Consider the following 14,813-nt stretch of genomic DNA (forward strand, 5'->3'; position numbering starts at 1 on the left):
CACCTACGTGCCGCACATAGAGGAGAAGTATGTCCCCCGTTGACATCAGTGCTGAGTTCAATCCCCTGCGGTTGAGTTCTGACCGCAGGCTTAATCGCATTGCTGGTCCGAGCGCTCTGGTCATTTTTGGCGTAACCGGCGACTTGTCGCGCAAGAAATTGATGCCGGCTGTCTACGACCTCGCCAATCGGGGGCTACTTCCCCCAGGCTTCGCCCTTGTCGGGTTTGCCCGCCGAGATTGGGAAGATCAAGACTTCGAAAAGGTCGTTCACGATGCCGTTAAGCAGTACGCGCGCACGCCCTTTGATGAAGACGTCTGGAAACAACTCGCTCAAGGCATCCGTTTCGTGCAGGGCGAGTTTGACGATGCTGCGGCCTTTGAACGACTGAAGGAAACGCTGTCCGCCCTGGACAGTGAGCGCGGCACGATGGGCAACCACGCGTTCTATCTTTCGATCCCTCCGAAGTCATTCCCGCAGGTAACGGAGCAACTCCGCAACTCAGGCCTCGCAGAACAGCGTGATGGCCAGTGGAGCCGCGTGGTCATCGAAAAACCATTCGGTAGCGATCTCACCACTGCTCGTGAACTCAATGACGTGGTGGAGTCAGTGTTCCCGCCCGATAGCGTGTTCCGCATCGACCACTACTTGGGCAAAGAGACTGTTCAGAACATTCTTGCGTTGCGCTTCGCCAATCAGCTTTTTGAGCCGATCTGGAACTCCAACCACGTTGATCATGTTCAGATCACGATGGCGGAAGACATTGGAGTTGGCGGCCGGGCCGGCTACTACGACGGCATTGGTGCCGCTCGCGACGTCATCCAAAACCACCTGTTGCAGCTCCTCGCTCTGACCGCGATGGAAGAACCTGTTTCTTTCGATGCCGCTGACTTGCGCGCCGAGAAGGAAAAGGTTCTCTCGGCTGTGCGTCTGCCTGAGAACCTTGGCGAGCACACCGCGCGCGGTCAATACGCCGGCGGTTGGCAGGGTGGCGAGAAGATCACCGGCTTCTTGGCTGAAGACGGGATGAACCCCGAATCTGAAACAGAAACCTACGCTGCGATCCGCCTCGACATTGGTACGCGCCGCTGGTCTGGGGTGCCGTTCTACCTGCGCGCTGGAAAGCGCCTCGGACGACGCGTCACCGAAATTGCCGTGGTTTTCAAGCGTGCTCCGCAGTACCTCTTCGAAGAGAGCCGCACGTCGGCACTCGGGCAAAACGCTCTCGTTATTCGCGTGCAGCCCGATGAGGGAGTCACAATTCGCTTCGGGTCGAAAGTTCCCGGCGCCGAAATGCATGTGCGCGACGTCACCATGGACTTCGGCTATGGCCACGCGTTCACCGAGGCCAGCCCCGAAGCTTACGAACGACTCATCCTCGACGTATTGCTTGGCGATCCGCCGCTGTTTCCCCGTCATGAAGAGGTCGAGCTCAGCTGGAAGATTCTTGACCCCATTGAAGAGTTCTGGGCCACGCAGGGCGCCCCGGAACAGTACCGGCCTGGCACCTGGGGCCCGAAGTCCGCGGATGACCTCATGGAACGCGATGGACGAGTCTGGAGACGACCATGATTGTTGATCTGCCCAACACCACTACCGCGAAGATCTCGAAGGCGCTTGTACGGATCCGTGAAGATGGCGGAGCCGTCGCGCTCGGCCGCGTGCTCACGCTGATCATCGCTACCGAGTTCGGTAACGAAGAAGAAGCGATCGCAGCAGCTAACGATGCATCCCGGGAGCACCCGATGCGCGTGCTGGTCGTCTCGACGAGTAGCGCGTCATCCGCTCGTGATGAAGAAGCTCGCGTCGATGCACAGATTCGTGTCGGTGGAGATGCCGGCGCAAGCGAGGTAATCGTGGTTACCGCGCATGGGGACGCGGCTCTCGATCAAGAAAGCCTCGTTACCGGTCTACTGCTACCCGATGCTCCCGTCGTCGCGTGGTGGCCCGGCGAAGGCCCCGCAAGCGCCTCCCAGTCGCCACTGGGACGCATCGCGCAACGTCGCATTACGGATGCTGCTGCCAGCGCTAATCCACTCGATGCGATGCATCGCATGTGCAAGACCTACGTGCCCGGCGACACTGACTTCGCCTGGACGCGGCTCACGCTCTGGCGCGCGCAGCTTGCTGCCGTACTCGACCAGCCTCCCTACGAATCGATCACTGCGGTTACCGTCAGCGGTGCAGCAGATTCCGCATCGACGATGCTGCTTGCCGCGTGGTTGCAGATGCAGCTCAAGGTCAAGGTGACCCTGCACGTAGCCGAGGGCTCCCCCGTACCCACCGGTATCCATGCTGTGATTTTTGAACGAGCGTCAGGAACGATAACGCTCGAGCGCAACATCGCCAACATCGCGACGTTGACACAACCCGATCAGCCCGTTCACGACATCTCGTTGCCGCGTCGCAGTCTTCGCGACTGCCTCGCGGAAGAACTTCGTCGGCTCGACCCCGACAGCCTCTTCGGTGACGTGGTTCGTCACGGCGTCAGCGAGATTACGGGCGTTCAGATCAACAACTCTACGAAGGCGAAGAGCGAATGAGTAACGAACGTCGTGCGATAGTTCACACCGACAAAGCAAAGCTGGCGAAAGCGGTCGCGGCGCGATTCCTTTCGAAAGTGCCGCACATCATCGCCGAGTTCGATGAAGCAACCGTTGTCCTTACCGGTGGAACCATGGGGCAAGCAGTTCTCAAAGCCATCAACAAGTCATCTAAGCGGGATGCCGTCGACTGGTCACGCGTTAACTTCTGGTGGGGCGACGAACGCTGGCTCCCCGCGGGAGATCTTGAGCGCAACGATGTGCAGGCGCGTGAAGCGTTGCTTGACCACATTCCTATCGACCCGCGGCGCGTTCACGCTGTTGCGGCATCCGACGCAGGTCTCACCCTGGATGACGCGGCCCAGGCTTATGAGAACGACCTTGCGGCTCATTCCGCTCGAAATGGAAAGTACCCGAACTTCGATATTGTTTTTCTCGGAGTCGGCCCGGATGGTCATATCGCGTCGCTCTTCCCTGAGCGCGAGGGAATCCGTGAGACGGAACGCACGGTGATTGCCGTTCGCAACTCCCCTAAACCCCCGGACGAACGTGTCAGCCTCACGTTGCCCGTGATCAATTCTTCAGTACGAATCTGGGCCGTTGTGGCCGGCAGTGACAAAGCTTCAGCGCTTGGGCTAACGCTCGCCGGTGCAAGCTATAACGAAGTTCCTGCAGCGGGTCTTGAAGGCCGGCGCAAGACACTCTTCTTCGTCGACTCGGATGCTGCAGCCCAAGTTCCTGCATCGCTGATTGATCCAGGACAGTTTTGGACCAGCGCCGACTCCACTGACGAGCACTGAGTCTCAAACGCGCTTTAACGGGTAAAGGCCCCGACCGAAACGGTTGGGGCCTTTACTCGTGAGGCTTGTGTTCATTCAGAATGCGGCCTTAGGCGCGGATGCGAAGAACAGATAGCTACTCTGCAGTGGCGGTGCCACGACGAGTACGCAGCTGCAGCAGCGCCTCATCAAGGAGCTCAGTCGCTTCGTCATCGCTGCGGCGCTCTTTGACGTAGGCAAGGTGAGTCTTGTAGGGCTCTAGCTTCGAAGCCGACGGCGGATTCTCCTTGTCACGCCCCGCGGGGAGACCCGACGACGGGCAATCAATCGTCTCGGGAATCTCCTCGTCGGGAACGTTCGCAGAGAACGACCTTACAGTTTCGTTTCCGAGAGCGTCCCAGTAGGAGATTTGCACGCGTTCAGCGTGAAAACCACGATCTTGTTCGCCCATGGGGCCCGAGCCAACGCGTGACCCACGAATTGCACTTCCGCCTGCTGCCACTGTGTTCCTTCGTTTGCTAAAACTGGAGGTTCTTAGGCGCCGTCGAATTTGGTGATGAGACCAAGAACCACGATGCAACTGATCCACACGACGCCCAGAATCACCGTGATGCGGTTCAGGTTACGTTCTGCAACACCCGATGCGCCAAGATTGGACGTGGTTCCCCCGCCGAACATGTCGGAGAGACCTCCACCGCGCCCGCGGTGAAGAAGGATGAGAAGTGTGAGCAGCAAGCTCGTAATGCCGAGCAATACCTGCAGCACAACTTGGAGAATTTCCACAAAGAACCTTTCGAACAGGCCGTTCCGGCCTCGAACAGTATAACGGCTAGGTGCCGACGTGTTTGGAGAAGCGCGAGATGCTGGCGAATTCCGCCACATCAAGGCTTGCACCGCCCACAAGAGCGCCGTCAATATTGGGTTCGCGCATGAGGCTCGCAATGTTGCCAGACTTCACGGAACCCCCGTAGAGGATTCGTGTGGCCGCAGCGACGTCGTCGCCAAGCACCTCGGCGAGCGTTTCGCGCAGTCGCGCTGCAACTTGCTCAGCCTGTTCCGGCGTCGCGGCCTTGCCCGATCCGATTGCCCACACGGGCTCATACGCAACGACGAGCTCCGGCGTGCCCGATACCTCAGCGAGTCCAGCTTTCAGCTGAGCGACGGGAACGGCGCTAGGGCCGTGAGCTTCAAGATCATCGGCCGTCTCTCCGACGCACAATACCGGCACCAGTCCGTGCTTCACAGCTGCGGCGACCTTCCGAGCGAGTTGCTCGTCCGTCTCGCCATGCATCGTGCGACGCTCGGAGTGACCGACCAGTACGTAGCGGCAGTCGAGTGAGGCCAAAAATGCGCCCGAGATTTCTCCCGTGTACGCGCCTGAATCGTGTTCTGAAAGATCTTGGCCACCGAAACGTACCTCGAGCTTGTCGGCGGCGACGAGGGTCTGCACCGATCGCAGATCCGTGAAGGGCGGGAATACCGCTACCTCTGCCCCTTCAACACCAAAGTCATGGTTCGCGTCTTTCAACGTCCATGCCAGCTTCTGCACGAAAGCGATCGACTGAAGATGGTCAAGATTCATCTTCCAGTTTCCCGCGATAAGCGGGACGCGCTTTACCTTTGCCATCCGAGTACCTCCAGTCCGGGAAGCTGCTTGCCTTCGAGGAACTCGAGGCTCGCACCGCCACCCGTAGAAATGTGACCAAACTGGTCGTCGTCAAAACCTAATGCGCGAACGGCTGCAGCAGAATCGCCACCGCCGACAACGCCGAATCCATCTGTCTCAGTGAGCGCTTGCGCGACTGCCTTTGTTCCTGCCGCAAAAGCTGGGAACTCGAACACGCCCATCGGGCCGTTCCAGAAAACAGTCTTGGAGGCGCGAATCACTTCCGCGAATCGTGCCGCAGTGTCCGGCCCGATGTCGAGTCCAATACCAGCAGCACCGAACTCGGTGTCTTCAATCGCATGAGCCGGCGTTACCGTGTGAGCGGCATCCGGTCCAAACGAAGCGGCAACCGCAATGTCTGTCGGGAGAACAATCTCGACACCCAGCTCTTCAGCCTGGCTGATATATCCCCGCACCGTCTCGAGCTGGTCGCTCTCGAGGAGGCTAGCTCCGACCTTGTAGCCCTGCGCGGCAAGGAAGGTGAAGAGCATTCCACCACCAACGAGCAGCGTATCGACGCGCGGAAGAAGCGCGCCGATGACGTCGAGCTTGTCGGAAACTTTGGACCCGCCCAGCACGACCGTGTAAGGACGCTCTGGGGTGACCGTAAGGCGTTCGAGAACGCCAAGTTCAGTTTCGATGAGCAAACCAGCAGCGCTCGGGAGGGCCTTGGCCAACTCGAACACGCTTGCCTGCTTGCGATGAACTACTCCGAAACCGTCAGAGACGAACGCGTCGCCAAAGCGAGCGAGCTTGGCGGCAAACTCTTCACGTTCCGTCTCTGACTTTGAGGTTTCACCGGAGTTGAACCGCAGATTCTCCAACAGCGCTACGCCGCAATCGTCGAGCTCAGCAACCGCTTGTTCAGCGGATTGCCCGACGGTGTCCTTAGCAAACACAACGGCTTTGCCCAACAGCTCCGAGAGACGCTGCGCGACTGGCTCAAGGCTGTACTGAGCATCGGGCTCACCACCGGGGCGACCCAAGTGAGACACGATGACAACGCGAGCACCCTCATTGATGAGGGCGTTAAGCGTGGGCAGCGATGCACGGATGCGGCCGTCATCCGTAATCTGACCGTCCTTGAGAGGTACGTTCAGATCACAACGGACGATGACACGCTTGCCGCGCAAGTCGGGAAGCGTTGAAAGAGTTCTGAGGCTCATAATCGTTGGATGTTAGAGGCGGGCGCCGACGTATTCTGCAACGTCAACGAGACGGTTCGAGTAGCCCCACTCGTTGTCGTACCACGAAGCGACCTTGACCTGGTTGCCGATGACCTTCGTCAGACCAGCGTCGAAGATCGACGAGTGCGGGTCGCCAACGATGTCGGTGGAAACGATCGGGTCCTCGGTGTACTTGAGGATGCCCTTGAGGGGGCCTTCAGCCGCTGCCTTGTATGCAGCGTTGACCTGCTCGACCGTAACCTCAGACGAAGTCGTGATGGTGAGGTCAGTGATCGATCCAGTGATGACGGGAACGCGAAGGGCGTAACCATCGAGCTTGCCGACGAGCTCAGGAATGACCAAGCCGAGCGCCTTTGCTGCACCAGTCGACGTCGGGATGACGTTCTGTGCTGCTGCACGAGCGCGACGCAGGTCTCCGTGCGGACCGTCCTGAAGGTTCTGGTCAGCGGTGTACGCGTGAACAGTGGTCATGAACCCGGTGTCAATTCCGAAGTTGTCCATGAAGACCTTGGCCAACGGCGCGAGGCAGTTCGTCGTGCACGATGCGTTGGAGATGATGTTGTGGACGGCGGGGTCATAGACACCCTCGTTGACGCCAAGCACCAGAGTTGCAACATCGTCGCCAGAAGCCGGAGCCGAAACGATGACCTTCTTGGCGCCTGCAGCGATGTGCTTCGCGGCATCCGCCGACTTGGTGAAGTGACCGGTCGACTCAATGACGATGTCAACACCAAGCTCACCCCACGGGAGGTTCGAGGGATCGCGCTCAGCGAAAACCTTGATTGCCTTGCCATCGACGACGATTTGCTCGTCATCAAACGTAACCTCAGCGTCTAGACGACCAGTGATGGTGTCGTACTTGAGGAGATGAGCGAGGGTCTTGTTGTCTGTGAGGTCGTTGACCGCAACAATTTCGATGTTGCTGTCCTTGGCCATTGCCGCTCGAAAGAAGTTGCGACCGATGCGACCGAAACCATTAATACCGATTTTTACGCTCACTGTTGCTCCAGAAAATCAGGCGTCTAGGACGCGTCGTGCTGTAGTGGTGGGGGTGTTGCTGTGGTGGAGACTGGGCTAAAGCCGGGGCCTAACCCGGCCACGATGCCGCTACGAGAGTAGCAGCAGACCGTTTGTCTTCGAGCGCGCTGCGCTGAAGCGGTCCTGAACGTTAGCCCAGTCAACGATGTTCCAGAACGCCTTGACATAGTCAGCACGCACGTTCTTGTAGTCGAGGTAGTAGGCGTGCTCCCACACATCAAGCATGAGGAGAGGAACAATGCCCGCGGGCAAGTTGCCCTGCTGGTCGAAGAACTGAACGATGATGAGGTGCTCTCCGATGGAGTCCCACGCCAATACTGCCCAGCCTGAGCCCTGCACGCCCATAGCGGTTGCTGTGAAGTGTGCGGTGAACTTATCGAACGAGCCGAAGTGGTCGTCGATTGCACTCTCGAGGTCTCCGGTGGGCTTGTCGCCACCGTTCGGCGACATGTTGGTCCAGAAAATGGAGTGGTTGATGTGTCCGCCCAAGTTGAACGCGAGGTCCTTCTCGAGCTTGTTCACATTGGTGAGATTTCCGGAATCGCGAGCTTCAGCAAGCCCCGCGATCGCAGCATTCGCACCAGTGACATATGCCTGGTGGTGCTTGCTGTGGTGTAACTCCATGATCATGGCGCTGATGCTTGGTTCAAGCGCGGAGTAGTCGTACGAAAGTTCGGGAAGCGTGTAATCAGCCATCGGAAGTCCTCCTAGGATCGTGATTCCTGCGCCGGCTGGCGAGCACGGTCAGGCGAGATACATCCAGTCTAACCACGTCCATCCGACGCACGTGCCGTATGGAGGGAACGCTAAGCCTCGTCCAACTCAGCGGGAAGGTTTGCTTCAGTACCGGCTACGCCGAGGTCGCTTGCGCGCTTGTCGGCCATAGCCAGCAGCCGACGGATGCGCCCAGCAACAGCGTCCTTAGTCATCGGTGGATCCGCGTGGTGGCCTAATTCGTCCAAGCTTGAGTCTCGGTGTCTGAGACGAAGCTCGCCCGCGTAGCGCAGGTGCTGCGGCACGTCATCCCCCAGGATCTCAAGAGCGCGTTCGACTCGGGCACACGCGGCAACAGCAGCTTGCGCCGAACGGCGAAGGTTTGCATCGTCGAAGTTCACTAGACGGTTGGCGGTGGCACGAACTTCGCGACGTTGACGCAATTCGTTCCAGCTCACGACAGTCGTCTCAGCGCCCATGATCGTGAGCATGGCGCTAATCGCCTCGCCATCGCGAACAACGACACGGTGAACACCGCGAACCTCGCGTGCCTTTGCGGCGACGCGGAGTCGACCTGCAGCGCCAACCAATGCCATTGCAGCTTCGTTGCCGGGGCACGTTACTTCGAGCGCAGCGGAACGGCCGGGGTCAGTGAGAGAACCCGCGGCGAGGAAAGCACCACGCCAGACAGCCGCCAACTCGCCGCGGCCACCGGTCGTGACACGGTTAGGGAGACCACGGATGGGGCGCCGACGGGCATCCAAGAGCCCCGTCTGTCGCGCGAGGGTTTCTCCCCCATCAAGCACGCGAACAAGCAGATTGTTCGTGCGGCGGCCGCCGGAAGACGCGACGCGCGAAATCTCCGAACGAACGCCGTAGAGCTCAGCAATGTCGCGACGCACCCGGCGCGCGAGCAACTCACTTTCGAGTTCCGACTCGACCGCGATACGGCCAGAGATCAAATGAAGACCGCCCGAGAATCGCAAAATTGTCGCGAGCTCTGCAGCGCGCTCAGTCGTCTTGCCCAACTGAATTCGTGCCAGTTCGTCTTTGACTTCAGCAGTTAATGCCACTAACTGGCCTTCCTTCCATGATGACGGTTCCGTTGGATGAGCAATCTATTCTCGTCCGCGGTCCCGATGTTTAATGCTTACGGCGACACCTGGCAGGCCACTAAGAATAGCTGACAGTTCTTCGGCAATAGCGACTGACCGGTGTTTGCCACCCGTGCAGCCGATCGCGATCGTTGCGTGTCGTTTATTCTCGCGTTGGTACCCGGCGAAAACAGGTTCGAGGGCTCGTGCATAATCTGCGACGAATTCCTTTGCTCCGGGCGCCCCGACCACGTATGCACGAACTCGTTCATCGAGTCCGTCTAACGCTTTGAGCTCGGGAACCCAAAATGGATTAGGCAAGAATCTGCAGTCAGCCACCATGTCGGCGTCTGCTGGGAGACCATACTTAAATCCGAAGCTCTCAATAGTAATACGTAAACCGGCGTCGCTCTCCGCAGAGAACTTCTCGATGATTGTCATCGCCAATTGGTGAATGTTCAGGTCTGTGGTGTCGATAATGATGTCGCTACTGGAACGAATCTCTGCCATGCGGGTGCGCTCCGCCGCAATGCCATCAAGTGGGGTGCCCTCGTCTTGAAGCGGATGGGGCCTGCGAACCTGCTCGAACCGGCGAACGAGCGCGGCATCTTCAGCATCAAGAAACAGCACACGGAGCGACGTTGAACCACGGAGAGCTTCTATGGCATTCTGGGCATCCGAGAAAAGCTTGCCGCCGCGCACATCGATTACCGCTGCAACACGTGGGAGCGAGTCTCCGGCCCGGTGAGCTAGGTCGACAAGAGGCAAAAGCATCTGAGGCGGCAAGTTGTCTACGACATACCAGCCGAGATCTTCTAGCGCGTTGCCGACCGTCGAACGACCGGCGCCCGACATTCCAGTCACGATAAGAACTTCTTGCTGCTCTGTCACGGGTTTCATGGTGGCTTCAGACTACCCGAGCTAGCGCTGACCGAGCTTCTCGATGATCGCCGCCGCTGTTGACTCCCCCACGCCCGGCACTTCAACGATCTGTTCCGCCGTCGCGGCCTTGAGCCTCGCTACAGAACCGAAGTGCTGCAAGAGCGCTTTGATGCGTGACGGGCCGAGACCGGGAACCGTGGAAAGAATCGACGAAATATCTTTCGAGCGTCGTTGACGCTGGTGGGTAATCGCAAAGCGATGCGCTTCATCCCTGATGCGTTGAATCAAAAACAGGGCATCGCTATTGCGCGGAAGAATCACCGGATAGTCGGAGTCCGGCAACCAAATCTCTTCAAGACGCTTAGCAATTCCGGCGAGTTGGATGCCGGAAACGCCAGACTCTTCGAGGGCCCGCTTTGCTGCAGATACCTGGGGTTGCCCACCATCGACAATGAGCAATTGAGGCGGATAGGCAAACTTGTGCGAGGGCACGACGACATCAGTCTTAGGCTCTGCGGCGTCGGAAGCTGCGGCACCCGGATGCTCAGCGTTGAGCATCTCGTCGGCCGGCGTCTGTGCTTCAGCGGCAGTGGGAACGGCGTCTCCCGCGGCCAGATAAGCAAGGCGGCGCTTGAGCACTTGATAGATAGAATCAGTGTCATCGGTGGTGTCAGCAATGTTGAAGCGTCGGTAATGCTGCTTCTTCGGCAAACCATCCTCAAAGACGACCATCGACGCCACCACGTTCGTTCCTGACAGGTGCGAGACGTCGAAGCACTCCATTCGAAGCGGAGCTTCCGGCATTCCTAGCGCCTCTTGGATATCGGCGAGAGCCTGCGACCGAGCGATGAAGTCACCGCTGCGCTTCGACTTGTAGAGCATGAGCGCGTTCTTAGCGTTTGTCTCTACCGTCTGAGCAAGCGACGCCTTCTCGCCGCGCTGTGCGACCCGTAGTCGCACACGCGCACCAGGCCCACGCCGCTGCGCAAGCCACTCTTCGAGCGCGGTGCTGTCGTCTGGCAATGCGGGCACGAGGACATCGCGCGGTGGGACGGTGTCGTCGTAGGCATTCTGCAAAACGGACTCGACCAGTCCCCCGAGTTCGACATCGAGTTCTTTGTCGACTACCCATCCCCGCACACCTCTGATTCGGCCGCCACGTACGATGAACTGCTGGACTGCAGCAGCAAGTTCATCATGCGCAATGCCGAAGAAGTCAGCATCCACGTCTTCAGAGAGCACAATCTGATTCTTTGCGAGAGCTGTCTCCATCGCCCCGATTTGATCGCGATAGCGTGCGGCAGCTTCATAATCCTGCGTAGCGGCAGAATCGGCCATCTTTACTCGGATTGAGTCGAGCATGCGGGAGTCGTTCCCCGCCATGAAGGACGCAAAATCGAGGGCAATCGATTTATGTTCCTCAAGAGTCACACGCCCTACACAGGGTGCCGCGCACTTGCCGATGTCACCGAGCAAGCACGGGCGGCCCGTTTGCTGAGCGCGCTTGTAGACAGACGTGGAGCAACTGCGCATGGGGAATGCTTTGAGCATCACATCGACAGTGTCGCGGATGGCCCACGCCCGAGAATACGGGCCGAAATATCGCGCGTTGGGAAGGTTGCGATTGCGAGTCACTAGCACCCGCGGAACAGGGTCCCCCATCGTGATTGCCAAGTAGGGATAGGACTTGTCGTCTTTGTACTGAACGTTAAACGGCGGGTCGAACTCTTTGATCCACGTGTATTCCAGCTGCAGCGCTTCGAAGTCGTTGCCAACTATCGTCCACTCCACGTTGGTTGCGGTGAGCACCATCCGTCGAGTGCGCTCGTGAAGCGTCGTTAACGGTGCGAAATAGTTGCTCAGGCGAGCCCGCAAGTTTTTCGCTTTGCCCACGTAGAGCACGCGCTTGTTGTCGTCAGTAAACCGATAAACGCCGGGCTGGTTGGGAATGTCGCCTGCGCGCGGGCGCCACGCAACCGTGTTAGCCACGAGTAGCCCCTGGCGGCCTAGACACGATTGCCACTCAGCACTTCAGCCAAGAACTGACCAGTGTGGCTTCCAGCGACCTTGGCGACCTTCTCCGGGGTTCCGACGGACAGCAACTCGCCGCCTCCAGAACCGCCCTCGGGGCCCAAGTCGATGAGCCAATCGGCGGACTTGATGACGTCGAGGTTGTGCTCGATGACGATGACTGTGTTTCCCTTATCGACGAGTCCGTTGAGCACGAGCAGAAGCTTGCGAACATCTTCGAAGTGCAAGCCTGTAGTCGGCTCGTCGAGCACATACACGCTTCGCCCCATCGAGCGACGCTGAAGCTCGGTAGCAAGCTTCACTCGCTGAGCCTCGCCGCCCGAGAGCGTGGTTGCGCTCTGGCCAAGACGAACATAGCCAAGACCAACTTCTTCAAGCGTCTTCAAGTACCGGTGAATGCTTGTGATGGCCTCGAAGAAGTCAGCGGCTTCGCTGATCGGCATATCGAGCACCTCGGCGATATTCTTTGCCTTGTACTTCACCGCGAGAGTGTCGCGGTTGTAACGCGCTCCCCCACACACTTCACACGCGACATAGACGTCGGGCAAGAAGTTCATCTCGATCTTGATCGTGCCGTCACCGGAGCAGTTCTCACAGCGACCGCCCTTTACATTGAAACTGAACCGACCGGGAAGGTAACCTCGCGCCTTCGCGTCAGCGGTCTCAGAAAATAGCGTGCGAATTTTGTCGAAGACACCCGTGTACGTGGCAGGGTTCGATCGTGGAGTGCGCCCGATCGGGTTTTGATCGACGTGCACCACCTTGTCCAGGTTTTCGAGACCGGTGACTCGCGTGTGCTTTCCGGGAATCTGGCGAGCACCGTTCAGTTCGTTAGCGAGAACCTTGTAGAGAATGTCGTTGACTAGGCTCGACTTTCCGGAGCCACTGACACCGGTGACGGCCGTAAACGTTCCTAACGGGAATTTGACGGTGAGGTTCTTGAGGTTGTTCGCCTTCGCGCCCTCGACGACAATCTGGCGCGCCTTATCGATCGGGCGACGCTTCTTCGGAGTTTCGATGGCTTTGCGACCCGACAAGTAGTCAGCAGTAATCGAGTTTGTATTGGTGAGAAGGTCTTCATACGACCCAGAGTGAACGACTTCACCGCCGTGTTCGCCGGCGCCCGGGCCGATGTCGACGACCCAGTCGGCCGTACGAATCGTGTCTTCGTCGTGCTCAACCACAATGAGCGTGTTGCCGAGGTTCTTGAGTTTGACGAGTGTCTCGATCAATCGTCGGTTGTCGCGCTGGTGCAGCCCGATGCTGGGCTCGTCGAGCACATAAAGCACTCCAGTAAGCCCGGAGCCGATCTGGGTCGCCAAACGGATGCGTTGCGCCTCTCCACCGCTCAACGTCGCGGCAGCGCGGGCCAAGTTGAGGTAGCTCAGGCCGACTTCCACCAAGAACTCGAGTCGCAAGCGGATCTCACGGAGCACTTGGGCAGCAATTCGCGCGTCGCGCTCAGAGAGAACTAACTCATTCATAAAGCCGTAAGCATCGATCAGGCTGAGCTCGCAGATGTCAGAAATGCTGTTGTCGGCGACAGTTACGGCCAAGACCTCTGGCTTCAACCGCTTTCCATCACACACGGGGCAGGGAATCTCGCGGAGATACGCAGCGTAGCGCTGACGCTGCACATCAGTCTCTGCTTCGAGATACTTGCGCTCGATGTAGGGAATCACACCCTCGAACCCCGTCGAGTACTTCATCTCGCGCCCATAGCGGTTCTTCCACTTGACCGACACCTTGAAGTCGTTGCCGCGAAGCACAGCTTCGCGGACATCTTCGGGCAAGTCGCCCCAGGGCGTGTCGAGGGAGAAATCGAGGTCGAGTGCGAGCCCGCCGAGCAACTTCTCGAAGTAGTTGTAAAGACCCTTGCCCGAGTTCGTCCACGGCAAGATGGCGCCTTCGGAGAGACTGACCGAGTCGTCGGCGATGAGGAGCTCTGCGTCGATCGACATGCGCGTGCCGAGACCGGAACATTCCGGACACGCGCCGAAAGGGGCGTTGAACGAGAAGGTGCGTGGCTCGATTTCAGTGAGCTGAATGGGGTGATTGTTGGGGCAGGACAGCTTCTCGGAGAAAGAACGCCATGCGGCATCCCCCTCTTCGTCAACGAAATTGATCGCGACGGTGCCGTCAGTGAGCCGCAGCGCCGTCTCGAGCGAGTCGGTGAGGCGAGTGAGGATGTCATCGCTCGCCACCAACCGGTCGACGACGACCGAAATGTCATGTTTGTACTGCTTCTTCAGCTTGGGAGGGTCACTGAGTTGAATGACGTCGCCATCCACGATGGCACGGGAATACCCGCTCGAGGCGAGCTCCGCGAACAAGTCGACGAACTCACCCTTTTTCTGCGAGACGACCGGACTGACGATCTGATAGCGCGTGCCGCTCTCGAGCTTCATCAACTGGTCAGCGATCTGCTGGACTGATTGACGTTCGATTTTCTCGCCACAGACAGCGCAGTGCGGAACGCCGATACGCGCCCACAGCAGTCGCATGTAGTCGTAGATCTCAGTGATCGTACCTACTGTTGACCGCGGGTTTCGGTTGGTGGACTTCTGGTCAATCGAGACTGCGGGGCTGAGTCCCTCAATGAAGTCGACGTCTGGCCGATCGACCTGACCTAGAAACTGACGCGCATAGGCCGAAAGCGATTCGACATAGCGTCGCTGGCCCTCTGCGAAAATTGTGTCAAACGCGAGGCTCGATTTGCCTGACCCGGAGAGACCAGTGAAGACGACAAGAGAGTCGCGCGGAATCTCGAGGTCAACGTTCTTGAGATTGTGAACCCGAGCGCCACGGACGCTGAGGTGAGAATTAGGGATCGACTGTGCTGTAGTCACTCTTCCTATTCTACGGAGGCCACTGACATTG

Annotated in this window: 13 protein-coding genes; 3 read left to right on the forward strand and 10 right to left on the reverse strand. The window is 58.7% G+C overall.

The features are described from left to right. Positions 1 to 29: 29 nt before the first annotated feature. Genes zwf through pgl form a run of 3 tightly spaced genes read left to right on the forward strand, consistent with a single transcriptional unit; the run spans position 30 to position 3,342 of the window. Positions 30 to 1,571 carry a glucose-6-phosphate dehydrogenase gene (gene zwf / locus I6E52_RS01315; protein ID WP_197154352.1) on the forward strand — a complete coding sequence of 514 codons (1,542 nt, stop codon included), beginning with the start codon at positions 30 to 32 and terminating at the stop codon, positions 1,569 to 1,571. Continuing rightward, positions 1,568 to 2,542, forward strand: coding sequence for a glucose-6-phosphate dehydrogenase assembly protein OpcA (locus I6E52_RS01320; protein WP_197124695.1), 975 nt, complete (start codon positions 1,568 to 1,570; stop codon positions 2,540 to 2,542). Before zwf ends, I6E52_RS01320 begins: the two co-directional genes overlap by 4 nt. Then, complete coding sequence (gene pgl / locus I6E52_RS01325) at positions 2,539 to 3,342, forward strand: 6-phosphogluconolactonase (protein ID WP_197154353.1); 804 nt, start codon at positions 2,539 to 2,541, stop codon at positions 3,340 to 3,342. The genes I6E52_RS01320 and pgl overlap by 4 nt, the downstream gene beginning before the upstream one ends. 115 nt (positions 3,343 to 3,457) lie before the next feature. Here pgl and I6E52_RS01330 read toward each other — a convergent pair whose 3' ends face one another. From I6E52_RS01330 to uvrA, 10 genes are all read right to left on the reverse strand, one after another. Further along, complete coding sequence (locus tag I6E52_RS01330; RefSeq protein WP_197124691.1) at positions 3,458 to 3,823, reverse strand: RNA polymerase-binding protein RbpA; 366 nt, start codon at positions 3,821 to 3,823, stop codon at positions 3,458 to 3,460. Positions 3,824 to 3,855: 32 nt separating this feature from the next. After that, positions 3,856 to 4,104 carry a preprotein translocase subunit SecG gene (gene secG, locus I6E52_RS01335; RefSeq protein ID WP_197124689.1) on the reverse strand — a complete coding sequence of 83 codons (249 nt, stop codon included), beginning with the start codon at positions 4,102 to 4,104 and terminating at the stop codon, positions 3,856 to 3,858. A gap of 46 nt (positions 4,105 to 4,150) precedes the next feature. Then, complete coding sequence (gene tpiA, locus I6E52_RS01340) at positions 4,151 to 4,948, reverse strand: triose-phosphate isomerase (protein WP_197154354.1); 798 nt, start codon at positions 4,946 to 4,948, stop codon at positions 4,151 to 4,153. Further along, on the reverse strand, positions 4,936 to 6,153 hold the full coding sequence (gene pgk / locus I6E52_RS01345) for a phosphoglycerate kinase (RefSeq protein ID WP_197154355.1): 1,218 nt from the start codon (positions 6,151 to 6,153) through the stop codon (positions 4,936 to 4,938). Before pgk ends, tpiA begins: the two co-directional genes overlap by 13 nt. Before the next feature lie 12 nt (positions 6,154 to 6,165). Further along, positions 6,166 to 7,173, reverse strand: a complete 1,008-nt coding sequence (gene gap, locus I6E52_RS01350; protein WP_197124684.1) for a type I glyceraldehyde-3-phosphate dehydrogenase — start codon at positions 7,171 to 7,173, stop codon at positions 6,166 to 6,168. Positions 7,174 to 7,281: 108 nt separating this feature from the next. Next, on the reverse strand, positions 7,282 to 7,908 hold the full coding sequence (locus I6E52_RS01355; protein ID WP_197154356.1) for a superoxide dismutase: 627 nt from the start codon (positions 7,906 to 7,908) through the stop codon (positions 7,282 to 7,284). Positions 7,909 to 8,018: 110 nt separating this feature from the next. After that, complete coding sequence (gene whiA, locus I6E52_RS01360) at positions 8,019 to 8,999, reverse strand: DNA-binding protein WhiA (protein ID WP_197154357.1); 981 nt, start codon at positions 8,997 to 8,999, stop codon at positions 8,019 to 8,021. Between the two features lie 45 nt (positions 9,000 to 9,044). After that, positions 9,045 to 9,920 (reverse strand): RNase adapter RapZ, encoded by an 876-nt coding sequence (gene rapZ / locus I6E52_RS01365; RefSeq protein ID WP_197154360.1) that lies wholly within the window; start codon positions 9,918 to 9,920, stop codon positions 9,045 to 9,047. 21 nt (positions 9,921 to 9,941) lie between these two features. Then, positions 9,942 to 11,891: an excinuclease ABC subunit UvrC gene (gene uvrC, locus I6E52_RS01370; protein WP_197154362.1), complete on the reverse strand. Its 1,950-nt coding sequence runs from the start codon at positions 11,889 to 11,891 to the stop codon at positions 9,942 to 9,944. A 17-nt stretch (positions 11,892 to 11,908) separates the two neighbouring features. Continuing rightward, positions 11,909 to 14,782, reverse strand: a complete 2,874-nt coding sequence (gene uvrA / locus I6E52_RS01375) for an excinuclease ABC subunit UvrA (RefSeq protein ID WP_197154364.1) — start codon at positions 14,780 to 14,782, stop codon at positions 11,909 to 11,911. Between the last annotated feature and the right edge of the window lie 31 nt (positions 14,783 to 14,813).

The sequence above is a fragment of the Salinibacterium sp. NG253 genome, assembly GCF_015864945.1.
Lineage (GTDB): Bacteria > Actinomycetota > Actinomycetes > Actinomycetales > Microbacteriaceae > Rhodoglobus.